At 71.8% G+C, this 15,141-nt stretch carries 11 protein-coding genes and 1 pseudogene; 8 read left to right on the top strand and 4 right to left on the bottom strand.

Annotation, left to right across the window (positions count from 1 at the left end):
• Positions 1–54: 54 nt before the first annotated feature.
• A complete protein-coding gene (locus ACWD4J_RS08050) occupies positions 55–870 on the top strand; it encodes a hypothetical protein (protein ID WP_451394470.1) in 816 nt (271 codons plus the stop codon).
• Positions 871–882: 12 nt separating this feature from the next.
• Here ACWD4J_RS08050 and ACWD4J_RS08045 read toward each other — a convergent pair whose 3' ends face one another.
• Positions 883–1,389 (bottom strand): NUDIX hydrolase, encoded by a 507-nt coding sequence (locus ACWD4J_RS08045; protein ID WP_451394469.1) that lies wholly within the window; start codon positions 1,387–1,389, stop codon positions 883–885.
• 149 nt (positions 1,390–1,538) lie between these two features.
• Between ACWD4J_RS08045 and ACWD4J_RS08040 the strand changes: the two are divergent.
• The 3 genes and pseudogenes from ACWD4J_RS08040 to ACWD4J_RS08030 all read left to right on the top strand — a co-directional run.
• A pseudogene (locus ACWD4J_RS08040) lies at positions 1,539–1,670 on the top strand (response regulator transcription factor); the annotation flags it as partial.
• Between the two features lie 387 nt (positions 1,671–2,057).
• A complete protein-coding gene (locus ACWD4J_RS08035) occupies positions 2,058–2,915 on the top strand; it encodes a TIM barrel protein (RefSeq protein ID WP_451394468.1) in 858 nt (285 codons plus the stop codon).
• A 65-nt stretch (positions 2,916–2,980) separates the two neighbouring features.
• Positions 2,981–3,886 carry a 2-hydroxy-3-oxopropionate reductase gene (locus ACWD4J_RS08030; protein WP_451394467.1) on the top strand — a complete coding sequence of 302 codons (906 nt, stop codon included), beginning with the start codon at positions 2,981–2,983 and terminating at the stop codon, positions 3,884–3,886.
• Between the two features lie 269 nt (positions 3,887–4,155).
• Here the strand turns inward: ACWD4J_RS08030 and gcl are convergent, their stop codons facing one another.
• Positions 4,156–5,925: a glyoxylate carboligase gene (gene gcl / locus ACWD4J_RS08025; RefSeq protein WP_451394466.1), complete on the bottom strand. Its 1,770-nt coding sequence runs from the start codon at positions 5,923–5,925 to the stop codon at positions 4,156–4,158.
• 306 nt (positions 5,926–6,231) lie between these two features.
• On the opposite strand from gcl, the gene ACWD4J_RS08020 reads away from it, so the two are divergent.
• The gene (locus tag ACWD4J_RS08020; protein WP_451394465.1) at positions 6,232–6,942 is read left to right on the top strand and encodes a hypothetical protein; all 711 of its coding nucleotides are present in this window, start codon (positions 6,232–6,234) and stop codon (positions 6,940–6,942) included.
• Positions 6,943–7,024: 82 nt separating this feature from the next.
• Positions 7,025–7,537, top strand: coding sequence for a GNAT family N-acetyltransferase (locus ACWD4J_RS08015; RefSeq protein WP_451394464.1), 513 nt, complete (start codon positions 7,025–7,027; stop codon positions 7,535–7,537).
• A 14-nt stretch (positions 7,538–7,551) separates the two neighbouring features.
• Here the strand turns inward: ACWD4J_RS08015 and ACWD4J_RS08010 are convergent, their stop codons facing one another.
• Complete coding sequence (locus ACWD4J_RS08010) at positions 7,552–9,159, bottom strand: AMP-binding protein (RefSeq protein ID WP_451394463.1); 1,608 nt, start codon at positions 9,157–9,159, stop codon at positions 7,552–7,554.
• Positions 9,156–10,835 (bottom strand): AMP-binding protein, encoded by a 1,680-nt coding sequence (locus ACWD4J_RS08005; protein ID WP_451394462.1) that lies wholly within the window; start codon positions 10,833–10,835, stop codon positions 9,156–9,158. The genes ACWD4J_RS08010 and ACWD4J_RS08005 overlap by 4 nt, the downstream gene beginning before the upstream one ends.
• A gap of 110 nt (positions 10,836–10,945) precedes the next feature.
• On the opposite strand from ACWD4J_RS08005, the gene ACWD4J_RS08000 reads away from it, so the two are divergent.
• Positions 10,946–11,902 carry a response regulator transcription factor gene (locus ACWD4J_RS08000; protein WP_451394461.1) on the top strand — a complete coding sequence of 319 codons (957 nt, stop codon included), beginning with the start codon at positions 10,946–10,948 and terminating at the stop codon, positions 11,900–11,902.
• A 112-nt stretch (positions 11,903–12,014) separates the two neighbouring features.
• A complete protein-coding gene (locus ACWD4J_RS07995; protein WP_451394460.1) occupies positions 12,015–14,978 on the top strand; it encodes a helix-turn-helix transcriptional regulator in 2,964 nt (987 codons plus the stop codon).
• Positions 14,979–15,141: the final 163 nt, after the last annotated feature.

Below are 15,141 nucleotides of genomic sequence, written 5' to 3'. Positions count from 1 at the left end.
TCGCTCCCGTCCCGCCCGCCTGCCTGCCTAGTACGACCCGTGAGGAGAACGACCGTGTCGAACCCGACCACCCGAAGCCGCACCGGCACCCCCGCCCGCCGGAGCCTGACCGCGGCGGCCCGCGCGGCCGCCAAGCGCGCGGAGCGCATCGGCCACGATCCCATCGACCAGACGCTGCTCCCCCTGGGCCGTGACCTGGTGGAGGACGCCTCTGACACGCCCCCGCAGCGGTCGGCGGGACAGCAGGCCGGCCGCACCGTGCTCATCGAGCCTCCGGACGGCTGGGACGATCCGCCGGAGCCGAGGCTTGAGTCCGAGGAGAACCAGGAGACAGGGGACTCCGGCGCCGGGAGTGCGGCGCGCCGCCGCCCGCGGGGACTGCTCACCGCGGTGCTCGCCGTCGTACTCGTGGCAGGACTGACCGCGATGGCCGTGCTCGGCTGGCAGTACCGCGAGGGCCGGCTGACCGAGCAAGCGCGCGGGCAGGCGCTCGCGGCCGCGCGGGAGGCGGCGCCCGTCGTCCTGTCGTACGACTACCGGCATCTGGACCGGGACTTCGCCGCGGCGCGGAAGCACCTGACCGGGGCCTTCCGCGACCAGTACGAGAAGACAACCAGGACGGTGGTGGGGCCGACCGCCAAGAAGTACAAGGGCATCGTGAAGGCGACGGTCGTGAAGCCCGCGGGCGGTGGAGACCCGGCGGCCTCCGTGGTCTCCGCCTCGCCGGACAAGGCCGTCGTCCTGCTCTTCGTCAACCAGGTCACGCAGAGCACGCAGGTCTCGGGCTCCCGCGTGGATCTGAACCGGGTACGGATGACTCTGACCCGTACGTCCGACGGCTGGAAGGTGAGCGCCGTCGACGCGCTCTGAGCGGCCCATCCCCTAGTGGTGCCAGGGCAGCTGAACCGGAGCAGGAGGAATACGCCCAGCAGCGAGCTCGACGGCCAACTCTGCGAGGCCGAAGGGGTAAACAGTCTCAGAGGTGGCAGCCAGCTCATCCAGCGTCCACCAACGGTGCCCCGCGTGGTGTTTGCGCTCCAACGCTTCCTGCCCGCTGGCATCGACCTGGTGATCCTTGACCCGGAGGTGAAAGAAGTCGTCGCGGAAGATCCCTTCGGCCCATCCGAGGTCCGCATAGCCGGAGGTCACCGCGACCTGCGGGCCGAGTGCCTCCGGCTCGACGGACAGCCCCGTCTCCTCCTGCAGTTCCCGGGCCGCCGCCTCGGCCAGAGTCTCGCCGGCCTCTACGCCCCCACCGGGGGTGAACCAGCAATAGCCGCTGCGCGGTTCATCCGGTTCGACATGAGACTTCAGCAGCAGAACCCGGTCCGCCTCGTCGAGCAGAACCACACGGGCGGAGCAGCGGCGATAGCTCTCGTGATCGGACATCCTCGCAGGCTAAACCCTGTCCCGTAAACGATCCATGGCGCTGGCCGACCTGCTCGCTGCTCCTTCACCCAGCGAGGGCACGGCGCGGGTGATGAGGGCCGCGCGTCTCCTGTTATCCCCGTGTGATCCGCCGGCTGCCAGGTGGGGGCATGCGCGTACTGATCGTGGAAGACCACAGGGATCTCGCCGAGAGTGTCGCGAGGGGGCTGCGCCGGCACGCCATGGCGGTCGAGCTCGCCCACGACGGCGAACAGGGGCTCGCCCGGGCATCGAGCGGCGCGTACGACGTCGTCGTCCTGGACCGCGACCTGCCTCTCGTGCACGGCGACGCGATCTGCCGCGCCTACCCTCCTCATCGGCGGCCTGGCCGGCTCCTATCCGGCCGTGCGCGCCGCCCGACTGCCCCCGACGGAGGCGCTCGCGAACCACTGATCCGGCCCGCAGGCCTGCCGCTTGGCAGCACTGGCCGCGGCCCCCCGTTCGGCCGGTGAGGGGCCGTACTCCGGCTGTCCAGACGGGCGATCCGCGTCGGAATCAGCGGGAGTGGACGGTCGGGCTTTGTACTGGCCCGGTTTCGTCGGGCGCCTTGACACCACCACGGATGCGCAGGCAATCTTCCGATACACAGAAAAATACTTCCGCAATACGGAAGGAATGGCTTATCTCTCATGCCTGGTTCTGAGACAGCCGCCGCCACCGACCAGCGCTTCGACGTCAACCTGTCGATCCTCTTCACCGAACTCCCGCTCCTGGAGCGCCCGGCGGCCGCCGCGGCGGCGGGTTTCACGGCGGTCGAGCTGTGGTGGCCGTGGGTCGACGCCCCCGCGCCCGGACAGTCGGAACTCGACGCGCTGACGAGGGCGATCGAGGGCGCGGGAGTGCAGCTGGTGGGCCTGAACTTCTACGCCGGGCGGCTGCCGGGCCCGGACCGCGGCGCCCTGTCGATCCCCGGCGCGGAGTCGGAGAGGTTCCGGGCCAACATCGACGTGGCGGCCGGCTTCGCCGAGTCCCTGGGGTGCAAGGCCCTCAACGCCCTCTACGGCAACCGCGTCGACGGAGTCGACCCGGCCGAACAGGACGAACTCGCCCTCGAGAACCTGGTCCTCGCGGCCCGAGCAGCCGACCGGATCGGCGCGATCCTGCTGATCGAGACCCTCAACAAGCCGGAGTCACCGCTCTATCCGCTGGTGAGCGCCCCGGCCGCCGTCGAGGCCGTCGACCGGGTCAACGAGGCGACGGGCCTCGGCAACGCCCGCTTCCTCATGGACCTGTACCACCTGTCCATGAACGGCGAGGACCTGCCCGCGGTCATCGAGCGGTACGCGGCGAGGACCGGCCACGTGCAGATCGCCGACAACCCGGGCCGCGGCGCCCCAGGCACCGGCTCCCTGCCGCTGGAGGAGCTCATCGGCCTGCTCCGCAAGGCGGGGTACGACGGCTGGATCGGCCTGGAGTACAAACCGGGCGACCGCCCGAGCGCCGAGGCCTTCGACTGGCTGCCCGCCGAGGCCCGCGCCGCGCGCTGACGCATCCAGCGGGGCATCCTTCGGCAACTCATCGACGGAGCACGGTCTTCAGAGGAGGCACCCTCATGAGCGACAACCTCCCCGGCAAGCTGCCCCACGTGGCATGGATCGGCCTCGGCATCATGGGATCCCCCATGTCCGAGAACCTGATCAAGGCCGGGTACCCGGTCGCCGGCTACACGCTGGAGCGGGAGAAGCTCGACCGGCTCGCCGCCGCGGGCGGCACCGCGGCCGGCTCGATCGCCGAGGCCGTCCGGGACGCCGACGTCGTGATCACGATGGTGCCCGCCTCGCCGCAGGTCGAAGCGGTCGCCTACGGCCAGGGCGGCATCCTGGAGAACGCACGGCCCGGCACCCTCCTGATCGACATGTCCTCCATCACCCCGGTGACGTCGGCCGAACTCGCCAAGGCCGCCGCGGACAAGGGCATCCGCGTACTGGACGCCCCCGTCTCGGGCGGCGAGGCCGGGGCCGTCGAGGCCGTGCTGTCCATCATGGTCGGTGGCGAGCAGGCCGACTTCGACGAGGCCAGGCCGGTCTTCGAAGCTCTCGGGAAGACGATCGTGCTGTGCGGCCCGCACGGCTCCGGCCAGACGGTGAAGGCCGCCAACCAGCTGATCGTCGCCGTCAACATCCAGGCGTGCGCCGAGGCCGTGGTCTTCCTCGAGAAGTCCGGCGTGGACCTCGACGCGGCTCTCGAGGTCCTGAACGGCGGCCTGGCCGGCTCCACGGTCCTGACCCGCAAGAAGGACAACTTCCTGAACCGCGACTTCAAACCGGGCTTCCGTATCGACCTCCACCACAAGGACATGGGCATCGTCACCGACGCGGCCCGTGCCGTCGGTGCCGCGCTGCCCGTCGGCGCGGTGGTCGCCCAGCTCGTCGCCGCGCTGCGCGCGCAGGGCGACGGCGGCCTCGACCACTCGGCGCTGCTGCGCGGCGTCGAGCGCCTCTCCGGTGCCGAGGTCTGAGCAGCAGAGCCACCCTTGGGTTTCCGGGCCGCGTCGGCGCCGACATCTGTCGTGTCGCGCCCAGGCGCCGCCGTGGCCCGGATTCCATCCCGCTCTCTCAATCGCCCTTGGCCCGGACGGAAACCTCAAGTCTTGCTCTGAACTGACTCCCAGAGGCTTCGCAGCCGTACACCGTTGGGCAGAACCTGAACACACGAGGCCCGCCGACACGGGGGCGGCGGGCCTCGATTCTCTCTTGCCCTGTCGGCTCTCGGGCCTCTCGACGTCGGTCAGACCGAGGTGGGCGCGTGCCACGGCTCCGTGGCGACCTCCTCGAACTCGACCACCTTGCTGATGTCCGCCGTCGTGGACATCGAGATATTGGTGACGCGCTCCAGGATCGCCTCGACGACGACCGGCACCCGGTGCTCGCCGGCGAGCTTCCTCGCCTCCTCGAAGGCGGCGCCCAGTTCGTTCGGGTCGGTGACCCGGATCGCCTTGCAGCCGAGGCCCTCGGCGACCTTGACGTGGTCGACGCCGTAGACGCCGAGCTCGGGAGAGTTGAGGTTCTCGAACTCCAGGTTCACCTGAGAGTCGATGCCGAGGCCGAGCTGCGCCTGGCGGATCAGCCCGAGGTAGGAGTTGTTCACCAGGACGTGGACGTACGGGATCCTGTGCTGCGCGCCGACCGCCAGCTCCTCGATCATGAACTGGAAGTCGTAGTCGCCGGAGAGCGCGACGATCTGGGCGTCCGGGTCGGCGGTGGCCACGCCGAGCGCCGCGGGGACGGTCCAGCCGAGCGGGCCCGCCTGGCCGCAGTTGATCCAGTGCCGCGGCCGGTAGACGTGCAGCATCTGGGCGCCCGCGATCTGGGAGAGGCCGATGGTGGTGACGTACCGGGTCTCGGGCCCGAACGCCCTGTTCATCTCCTCGTAGACGCGCTGCGGCTTGATCGGGATGTCGTCGAAGTGGGTCCGGCGCCGGAGGGTGGCCTTCCGCTGCCGGGCGGACGCGGCCCAGGCCGAGCGGTCCGGGAGGCTGCCCGCGCCCTTGAGCTCCTTCGCCACCTGGACGAACAACTCCAGCGCGGCCCCGGCATCGGAGGCGATGCCGTAGTCCGGGGCGAAGATCCTGCCGATCTGGGTGGGTTCGATGTCGACGTGGACGAACCTGCGGCCGCGCGTGTAGACGTCGAGCCTGCCGGTGTGGCGGTTGGCCCAGCGGTTGCCGATGCCGAGGACGAAGTCGGACTCCAGGAAGGTCGCGTTGCCGTAGCGGTGCGAGGTCTGCAGGCCGACCATGCCGGCGTTGAGCTCATGGTCGTCGGGGATGGCGCCCCACCCCATGAGCGTGGGAATCACCGGGACGCCGGTCGACTCCGCGAAATCCACGAGCAGTTCGCAGGCGTCGGCGTTGATGACGCCCCCGCCGGCGACGATGAGCGGGCGCTCCGAGGCGTTCAGCAGCGAGAACGCCTTCTCGATCTGGGCGCGGGTCGCGGCCGGCTTGTAGACCGGCAGCGGCTCGTACGTGTCCGGGTCGAACTCGATCTCCGTCAGCTGGACGTCGAGGGGCAGGTCGATGAGGACCGGACCGGGCCGGCCCGAGCGCATCAGATGGAACGCCTGCTGGAAGACCCCGGGAACCTGCGCGGCCTCGAGCACGGTGACGGCCATCTTGGTGACCGGCGTGGCGATCGAGGCGATGTCGACGGCCTGGAAGTCCTCCTTGTGGATCACGGCCGTCGGAGCCTGGCCGGTGATGCACAGGATCGGGATCGAGTCGCCGGTGGCCGAGTAGAGGCCGGTGATCATGTCGGTGCCGGCCGGACCCGACGTGCCGATGCACACGCCGATGTTTCCGGGCCGGGTACGGGTGTATCCCTCGGCCATGTGGGACGCGCCCTCGACATGGCGAGCGAGGGTGTGGGCGATGCCGCCGGCCTCCTTCAGCGCCTTGTAGAAGGGGTTGATGGCGGCGCCCGGCACGCCGAACGCGTGGGTGACGCTCTCGCACTTGAGGATCTCAACTGCCGCGCGGGCTGCGGTCATTCGAGCCATTGAGTACTCCTGATCCGGCTGTCGGATTCGGACTCCCCGTCGCGCCCAGCGAAGAGTGTTGGTTTCCGCCACACATGGAATTCCATGCGTCATGCATTTTTCCGTATTGCGGAAAATAGATTCTGATATACGGAAGCAATGTAGGTGGCGGCATCGAGACCGTCAAGAGACGGCCGCGGGGCTCCGTCCGGCGGGGCGCAGCATGGCGCGATCTCGTCCGACCGGCTGTCAGGGCGGGGGTGGTTGGAGGACCATGGGAAGGTCTTCCTGACGTCCCGTCGCGAGTCTTGAGTTCTGGAGTGGGTCATGGCCGAGAGCGTGCCGGTGCGGTGCCCCGTCTGCAGCCGCGAGCAGCTCTACGCACCGCCGTCGTATCCGTGCACCTGCGGCGCGCCCGTCCAGCCACCCGTGGCACGCTCGACGCCGAAGCCCGTCACCCACCGGACCTGGGCCGACGAATGGGTGAGCGTGGAGTGCGAGGCGTGCGGCCGCGAGGACGAGTGGCCGCAGCCGGAGCTGGGATGCACATGCGGGACGGTGCTCCGGATCCCCGTCGCGGCAGGGACCACGACGCGCGGCCGGCAAGCGCCGTCGCTCCCCGTCCACATCCCGCTGCCGCGGACCGCCTCATCACCACGCCCCGCCTTCCAGCCGGTCACGATCCGCACCGCACGCGACGCCGTCACCGCCGTCGCGCTGTATCTGCGCTGGCTCGGCTACCGCGACATCCGCACCGCCGAGCACCGCACCTCGTCCGGGATCGGGCTCATGGCCACGGGACTCGTCGCCCAGGTGGAGCCGTCGCTGCGGCCTGCGACGCTGCGCGACGTGGAGTGCCTCTGGCTCACGGGTACGGCCGAGTCCGCGCTGTCCGTCTACTTCTCACTGGCGGGCTACGCGGCCGACGCCCGCGTCCGCGCGGACGAACTCGGCGTCCCCCTGTTCGTCGTCGATCTCACGGGCACCCCGCAGCCGGTCAACAGCCGGGCGGACGAGCTGTACGCGGCGGGGGCGTAGGCCCTCGCGATGGAGTGGTCCCATCCCGTGCGCGTAGCCGTATCCCCGGGCGCGCGGTCCCCGGCACCCGCATACTCGTCCCATGCGCATCCGCCTCGCCGCACCCGCCGAGTTGCCCGCCCTCCAGGACATCGAGCGCGCCGCGGGCGAGCCCTTCCGTGCGCTCGGCATGACCGCCGTCGCCGACGACGAACCGCCCGACCTGGAGATGCTGGAACGTTTCCGGAGGGCCGGGCGCGCCTGGGTGGCCCTCGACGCGCCGGGCGCCGGCGACCCCGTCGCGTATCTGCTCAGCGCGACCGTCGACGGCGCCGAATACATCGAGCAGGTCTCCGTGCACCCCCGCGCGGCACGCCGTGGCATCGGCCGGCTGCTGATCGAGCACACCGCCCAACGGGCCCGCGCCCAGGGCCTGCCGGCCCTCACCCTCAGCACCTTCGCCGACGTCCCCTGGAACGCGCCCTACTACGCACGCCTCGGCTTCCGGATCCTGGACGACGCCGAACTCACCCCGGGCTTACGGAAGATCCGCGCCGCGGAGGCCGAGTACGGCCTCGACCGGTGGCCGCGGGTGTTCATGCGCAGACCCGTCTGACGGCAGGCCGGGCGCTACGCGCCGTACCCCTCCCTCAGCTCGATCTTCCGCACCTTCCCGCTCACCGTCATGGGGAAGGAGTCGAGGATGCGCAGCCGGCTCGGGATCTTGTAGTGGGCGAGTTGCTCATGGCAGTACGCGCGGAGTTCGTCGAGCGTCAGCGGGTCGCCGGGGTCGCGGAGGATGACGCACGCCAGGACCTCCTCGCCGTACCGCTCGTCGGGGACGCCCACCACCTGGACGTCGGCGATCTTCGGGTGGCCGTAGAGGAACTCCTCGATCTCGCGCGGGTAGATGTTCTCGCCACCCCGGATGATCATGTCCTTGATGCGGCCGACGATCTGGACGTAACCGTCGTCGCGCATCACCGCGAGGTCCCCGGTGTGCATCCAGCGGCCGGAGTCGACGGCCTCCGCGGTGCGCTCGGGCTCGTTCCAGTAGCCGAGCATCACGCTGTAGCCGCGGGTGCACAGCTCGCCCGGCTCACCGCGCGGCAGCGTCACGCCGCTCACCGGGTCGATGATCTTCACATCGATGTGCGGCAGGGGCCGGCCGACCGTGCCGGTGCGGCGCTCGAGGTCGTCGTCGCGCCGGGTCTGGGTCGACACCGGTGAGGTCTCGGTCATGCCGTAGCAGATGGAGACCTCCTCCATATGCATTTCGGCCACGACCCGCTTCATCACCTCGACGGGACAGGGCGAGCCCGCCATGATCCCGGTCCGCAGCGAACTCAGGTCGTACGTAGCGAAGTCGGCGAGGTTGAGCTCGGCGATGAACATCGTCGGGACGCCGTACAGCGAGGTGCAGCGCTCCCGCTCGACGGCGTGCAGGGTCGCCACCGGGTCGAAGGACGGCGCCGGGATGACGATGCAGGCGCCGTGGGACGTGGCCGCCAGGTTTCCCATCACCATGCCGAAGCAGTGGTAGAAGGGCACGGGCAGGCACACGCGGTCCTGTTCGCTGTAGCCGACGGTGCGGCCCACCCAGTAGCCGTTGTTGAGGATGTTGTGATGGGAGAGCGTGGCACCCTTCGGGAAGCCGGTGGTGCCCGAGGTGTACTGGATGTTGACGGGGTCGTCGCAGCTCAACTCGGCCTCACAGGAAGCCAGTTGGCCGGGCGGTACCGACTCGGCGCCCGCTGTGAGCGCGTCCCACGTCGGGTCGCCGATGTAGACCGTCTCGCGCAGGTCTGGGCAGTTGCCCCGGACCTGGTCGACAAGGGCGCGGTAGTCGCTGGTCCTGTGGCCGGTCGAGGCGATGAGGAGCGAGATCCCGGCCTGCTTGAGGACGTACTCCAGCTCGTGGGCGCGGTAGGCCGGGTTGATGTTCACCATGATCGCGCCGATGCGGGCGGTGGCGTACTGGACGAGCACCCATTCCGGGCAGTTGATCGCCCAGATGCCCACCCGGTCGCCCTTCGCCACGCCCTTGGCAAGGAGTCCGCAAGCCACCTCGTCGACGGCGGCGCCGAACTCGGCGTAGGTCCAGCGGCGTCCCGAGGGGACGTCCACGAGTGCGTCACGGTCGGGGTACGCGGCTATCGCGCGGTCGAGGTTGGCGCCGATCGTGTCACCGAGGAGCGGTGTCGTGCTCGTCCCGTGAGCGTACGACAGTCCGCTCACCGGAAGTCCTCCTCGCGGTACTCGTCGGCGGAGCCCGCGGCGGTCTGCTCGCGCAGCTCGATGCGGCGGATCTTGCCGGAGACCGTCTTGGGAAGGTCGGCGAACTCCAGGCGGCGGATGCGCTTGTAGGGCGCGAGGACGGTCCGCGAGTGCTCGAAGAGCAGTTTCGCGGTGTCCGGCCCCGGCGCGTATCCCTCGGCGAGGACGACGTACGCCTTCGGTACGGCCAGCCGCAGCGGGTCGGGGGCGGGGACGACGGCGGCCTCGACGACCGCCTCGTGCTCGAGGAGGGCGCTCTCCAGCTCGAAGGGGGAGATCTTGTAGTCGGACGCCTTGAAGACGTCGTCGGCCCGTCCGACGTAGGTGATGTAGCCGTCGGCGTCGCGGGAGCCGATGTCGCCGGTGCGGTAGTAGCCGCCGCCCATGGCCTCGGCGGTGCGCTCCGGGTCTCCGTGGTAGCCGGTCATGAGGCCCACCGGGCGGGCCGACAGGTCGAGCGCGATCTCTCCTTCGTCGGCGCCGGGCGCACCGGTCACGGGGTCGAGCAGCTCGACCTCGAAGCCGGGGCTCGGCCGCCCCATGGAGCCGGTCTTCAGCTGCTGGCCGGGGCTGTTGGACACCTGCACGGCCGTCTCGGTCTGCCCGAAGCCGTCGCGGATGGTGACGCCCCACTCGCGGCGTACCTGCTCGATGACCTCGGGGTTGAGCGGCTCCCCGGCGGCGACGGCCTCGCGCGGCGGCGTACGCAGCTGGCTCAGGTCGGCCTGGATGAGCATGCGCCACACGGTGGGCGGCGCGCAGAAGCTGGTGACGCCGGCCTCGTCCATCTCGGCCATCAGGCGGCCCGCGTCGAAGCGCGTGTAGTTGTGGATGAAGACGGTGGCCTCGGCGTTCCAGGGGGCGAAGAGGTTCGACCAGGCGTGCTTGGCCCAGCCGGGCGAGGAGATGTTCAGATGGACGTCGCCCGGCTTCAGGCCGATCCAGTACATCGTGGCCAGATGGCCGACCGGATACGACACATGGGTGTGCTCGACCAGTTTGGGGCGGGCGGTCGTGCCGGAGGTGAAGTACAGCATGAGCGTGTCGTCGGCGCGGGTGACGCCGTCGGGCTCGAAGACGGCGGAGGCGTCGTAGGCGTCCTCGTACGAGACCCAGCCGGAGGTGCCTCCACCGACGGCGATCCGGGTGTAGTCGCCCGGCACGTCGTCGAACTTCGCCGCGTCCCCGGCCCGGGCGATGACGTGCCGCACGCGGCCGCGCTCGACGCGGTCCCGCAGGTCGGCGGGGCCCAGCAGGGGTGTGGCGGGGATGACGACGGCCCGCAGCTTCATCGCGGCAAGGGCCGTCTCCCACAGCTCCGCCTGGTTGCCGAGCATGACGAGGATGCGGTCGCCGGGGCCCACGCCCTGGGCGCGCAGCCAGTTGGCGGCCCGGTTGGAGCGGGCGGAGAGCTCCTCGAACGTGAGGCGGGTGCGCTGCCCGTCCTCCTCGACGATGTGCAGCGCGATCCTGTCGTTGCCGCGCGCGATGACGTCGAACCAGTCGAGCGCCCAGTTGAAGAACTCCGGCCGGGGCCAGTCGAAGCCCTCGTACGCGGTGGCGTAGTCCTCCCGGTGCGTGAGCAGGAAGTCCCGGGCGGTGCGGAACTGCTCCGTGGCGCTCGTCGTCGCCGTCATGCGTCCTCCTCGTTGCGGACCGTTGCCGGACAGCTTCCTGTCATCGTCTAATCCGTGGCGTGGGTCTCACCACCCCCGAACGGGGGTGGTGATGGTGAAGGGGCACGAACGTGGTGGCAGACGGAGTCGGGGCGGTGGAGATGCGCGCCGCGCTGCTGCGGCTGCGGCGCGCGACGGGCCTGCCCGTCGCGTTCGGCGGGCTGGTCGAGTCCGGTGGGCGGCACGTGCGGATCAGCGAGCTGAGCGGCACGGCCACCGGGGCGCTGCGCGCGCTCGCGGTCTCGGCGGGCAACGGCCTGGGCGGCAAGACGCTGGCTCTGTCGCGCCCGTGCGCGGTCACGGACTACAGCGTCTCGCGGCAGATCAGCCATGAGTACGACGTGGCGGTGGCGACGGAGGGCCTGCGCTCGGTCCTGGCCGTGCCCGTCGTCGTACGCCGCCGGGTGCGGGGTGTGGTGTACGGGGCCCTGCGCTCGGCCGAGCCGCTCGGGGACCGGATGCTGGGCGCGGCGGTTGCGGCGGCGCGGGACGTGGAGCAGGCGCTGGTGGTCCGCGAGGAGGCGCAGGCGCTGCTCGCGGCGGCGGGGAGCGCGGCCCTGGGGCACGGTGCGGGTGCCGGTTCCGCCGCGTGGGAACAGGTCCGCGAGGCGCACGCCGAGCTGCGGGCCCTCGCTCCGCGCATCGCCGACGCGGCGTTGCGGACCGAACTCCTCGCGGCCTGCGCCCGCCTGGCGACGGCGACCGCGGGCCCGGGGGCGTCCGGCTCCTTCGGGCTGACCAGGCCGGGCGACGGCGCCGTGCCGCCGGGGGCACGCACCGCCGCGCTCACGCCGGGCGCGTGCGGCGCCGCACCGGCGGCGCGAGAGCCCTCGGTCTCCCTGGCACCGCGGGAGATCGACGTCCTCGTATGCGTGGCGACGGGCGCGACGAACGCCATCGCGGCGGACCGCCTCGGCCTCCGCCCGGAGACGGTGAAGGGCTACCTGCGCTCGGCCATGCGGAAACTGGGGGCGCACACGCGCCTGGAGGCGGTGGTGGCGGCACGGCGGGCGGGGTTGCTGCCGTAGAGCCCCGTCGCACGCCGAGTGGCTGTTGTTCCCCTCACGTCCGCAACAGCCCGAGTTCTCAACCCTCTTTGCTTAATATTGTCCCGGACACGACACGAGGGGAGCGGTGGCCATGCGAGGGGATCTCGAGGAGCCTGCCAGATCCCGTCCCGAGCGGGTCACCGGCCAGTTCAGCGGCCTGGTCACCGACCGGATCACCGGCCGGGACGACCTGCTCGCCCGGGCACGCGGACAGCTCTCCCGCGGCGGCAGCGTGCTGTTGCACGGCCCCGCCGGAATCGGAAAGTCGACCGTGCTGCGCACGCTGGCCGCGGAATACGCCGTAACGGCACAGACCGTGCTGCGGTGTGCGGCCACCGAGTCCGAATCCCATCTGCCGTTCCTGACGCTGGTCGATCTGCTGGGCCTCGTGGTGGATGAGGTGTCCGACCAGCTGCCCGCGCCGCAACGGGCCGCGCTCGAGGCAGCGCTCACCGGCCGGGGCGACTCATCGCTGCACCACGACGGACTCGCGCTGCGGCTCGCGGTGCTGTCGGTGCTGCGGGCGCTGGCGGCCCGAGGCCCGGTGCTGCTCGTCGCCGACGATCTGCAGTGGCTGGACGCGGCGAGCGCCGAACTGCTGGGCTTCGCGGCCCGCCGGCTGGGCGGCATGCCCGTACGCATGCTGTGCGCCGCACGGACCGATACGGAACCGCAGGGACATTCGTACGACCGTTATCTACGCGCGTCCCTCCCGGAGACGCTGGCCCTGCGCGTGCCGCCGCTCTCCCGTACCGGCGTCCTCGAACTCCTCACCCGGCGCGGGTACACGGGGCTGCCCCGCTCGACCGTCCGGGACATCCACCGCACCAGCGGCGGCAACCCGCTGTTCGCGCTCGAACTGGGCCGGGCCCTGGCCGAGAGCCCGACCCCGCCGAGACCCGGCGAGCCCCTGCCCGTGCCGACCTCGCTGCGCGCCCTCGTACTGAGCCGGCTTGGCATGCTGTCCACCGAGGCCCGCAGAACGCTCCTCGTCGCGAGCGCGGGGGCGCGCCCCACGCTGCAGCTGCTGCATGCCGCGGGCCGGAAGGACGCCGAGGCCGAGACTGCCCGCGCGGCCCGGCTCGGGCTGCTGACGACCGAGCATGAGCCTTCCGGCGGCCAGGAGGGCGCCATACGGTTCGCGCATCCGCTCCTCTCTGCGGCGCTGTACGCACAGGCGTCCACGCAGGAGCGGCGCGCCGTGCATGCGGCGCTGTCCACGGCGGCCTCCGACCCGATCGAGCGCGCCCGCCACCTCGCCCTGGCCACCCCGGGCACGGACCAGCGGGTGGCCGTCCGGCTGTCCGAGGCCGCGGCCCTGGCCCGGGACCGCGGCGCCCCCTCGATCGCCGCGCAGCTCGGGCTGCTCGCCGCCCGGCACACCCCGCCGGACGCCGTACTGGAGGCGGACGAACGGCGGCTGCGGGCCGCCGAGGACGCGCTCACCTCCGCTGAGCAGGATCTCGCCCGCGAGGTCGCGCGCGAGGTCCTCGATCGCGCGACCGACCCGGCGGTCCGGGTGCGGGCCTGGATGGTCGTGATCGACACGGCGGGACAGGCCATGGCCGGCATCGACGCCGTCTTTCCGCAGGTGCTCGCGGACGCGGGCGACGATCCCCGGCTGCTGGCCCTGGTCCACTACCAACTGGCGTGGCGTGCGCTGCTGGTGGAGGGCGCCATGGAGAAGGGCCGCGCGGAGGCCGCCCGTGCCGCCCGGCTCGCCGCGCAGGCAGGGGACCGGCGTACGGAACTCATGGCCCTCGCCTTCCAGGCGCAGATGGAGACCCTGATGGGGCACCCCGAGGCGCCGAAGACCCTCGTACGCGCGCTGCGTGAACCGCAGGACCCGGCCGTGGCCTGCGACCACAACGGCGCGGGTGCCGCCCGGTTCCGCTGGCAGATCATGAGCGACCGGCTCACCGAGGCCCGCACCACCATCACCGGGCTGCTGCGCGAGGTGCGCCGCCGCGGCATGGCCGAGAGCGAGGTGCACTTCCTGCGCGGGCTCGCCGAGACGGAACTGCGCTCCGGGCACTGCGGCCGGGCGCTGGAACTCGCCCACGAGAGCCTGCGGCTGGCGCGGGACACGGGGATCGGTGAGGGGGCTGCGGCCATGTTTGCGTCCCTCGCCGAGGCCGCGGGCGGCAGTGCGGAACGGGCGCTGGCCCTGGCCGGGGAGGCGGTGCGGCGAGCCGATGAGGACGGCGACCTGATGTACCAGTCGCGGGCCCTCGCCGCCCTCGGCCACGCCCACCTCGTGGCCGGGGACGACAGTGCCGCGGCGCAGACGCTGCGCCGCGTACGGGAGTTGGAGCACCGCCTCGGCGTGTCGGATCCGGCCCGCGGCCGCTGGCACGGCGACCTGGCCGAGGCGCTGGCGCGGACGGGTGAGCTGGCCGAGGCCCGCAACGTCATCGACGCTACGCGCGTCCACGCGGCCCGGCTCGGGCGTGAGAGCGTTCTCGCCGTTCTGGACCGGGCCGAGGCGCTCGTGGTGGCCGCACAGGGCGAACAGGGCGCCGCGGCCCTGCTGCTGGCCGCCGCGGGGGACCGCCTCGGGCGGCTGGGATACGGGCTTGAGGAGGCCCGTGCGGCCCTGGAGCTCGCTCGTCTGCGGGCGGCCGCGCCGGACACGGTGCCGGCGCGGAGCGCGTACGACGAGGCGGCGCGGCTGCTGCGGCGCTGCAAGGCGCGGCCGTGGCTGCGGCGTCTGGAGGCACTGCGGGCGGCACTCTCCCCGGTCGCCTCCCCCGTCACCTCACCGGTCGCCCAGCCGGCCTCCGCGGCCTTCACCCCGGTGGGCCCGGCCGGAACGGGCAGCCGGGCCCGGCCGGGCCTCGCCGGGTCCGCTCCCCCGGCGCTCGACACCCTCGCCGCGACGGAGCGTCAGGTCGCCGCGCTCGTACTGGAAGGCGCCACGAACCGGGAGATCGCCGCGCGGCTGTTCATCAGCGTCAAGACGGTCGAGGCCACGCTCACGCGGGTCTACCGCAAGCTGGGCATCCGCTCCCGCGTCGACATCGTGCGGCTGGCGGCGGGCGGCCGCACGGGCTGATACGTGACCGAGGGTTTTCCCTCCCCGACTCCCGCAGGGGCAACCCCTATTGGGCCGCCCCCGGAACCGCCCCTAGCGTGAGCCGTGCCGCAAGCTCGGGCACCGGCGTCCCCTCCCCGGGGGCCCGGTGCACCACCCCCCACCCGTGCACCCCCCACCGGCA

The sequence above is a fragment of the Streptomyces sp. NPDC002577 genome (assembly GCF_053594815.1).
The sequence above is the reverse complement of the archived record's forward strand: the minus strand, read 5'-3'. Positions and strand labels throughout refer to the sequence as shown.

Excerpts from the sequence above, each read along its gene's own strand:
- ACWD4J_RS08020 (WP_451394465.1), top strand. The coding sequence starts at position 6,232 with ATGGCCGAGAGCGTGCCGGTGCGGTGCCCCGTCTGCAGCCGCGAGCAG.
- gcl (WP_451394466.1), bottom strand. The coding sequence starts at position 5,925 with ATGGCTCGAATGACCGCAGCCCGCGCGGCAGTTGAGATCCTCAAGTGC.
- ACWD4J_RS08035 (WP_451394468.1), top strand. The coding sequence starts at position 2,058 with ATGCCTGGTTCTGAGACAGCCGCCGCCACCGACCAGCGCTTCGACGTC.
- ACWD4J_RS08045 (WP_451394469.1), bottom strand. The coding sequence starts at position 1,389 with ATGTCCGATCACGAGAGCTATCGCCGCTGCTCCGCCCGTGTGGTTCTG.
- ACWD4J_RS07995 (WP_451394460.1), top strand. The coding sequence starts at position 12,015 with ATGCGAGGGGATCTCGAGGAGCCTGCCAGATCCCGTCCCGAGCGGGTC.
- ACWD4J_RS08005 (WP_451394462.1), bottom strand. The coding sequence starts at position 10,835 with ATGACGGCGACGACGAGCGCCACGGAGCAGTTCCGCACCGCCCGGGAC.
- ACWD4J_RS08030 (WP_451394467.1), top strand. The coding sequence starts at position 2,981 with ATGAGCGACAACCTCCCCGGCAAGCTGCCCCACGTGGCATGGATCGGC.
- ACWD4J_RS08015 (WP_451394464.1), top strand. The coding sequence starts at position 7,025 with ATGCGCATCCGCCTCGCCGCACCCGCCGAGTTGCCCGCCCTCCAGGAC.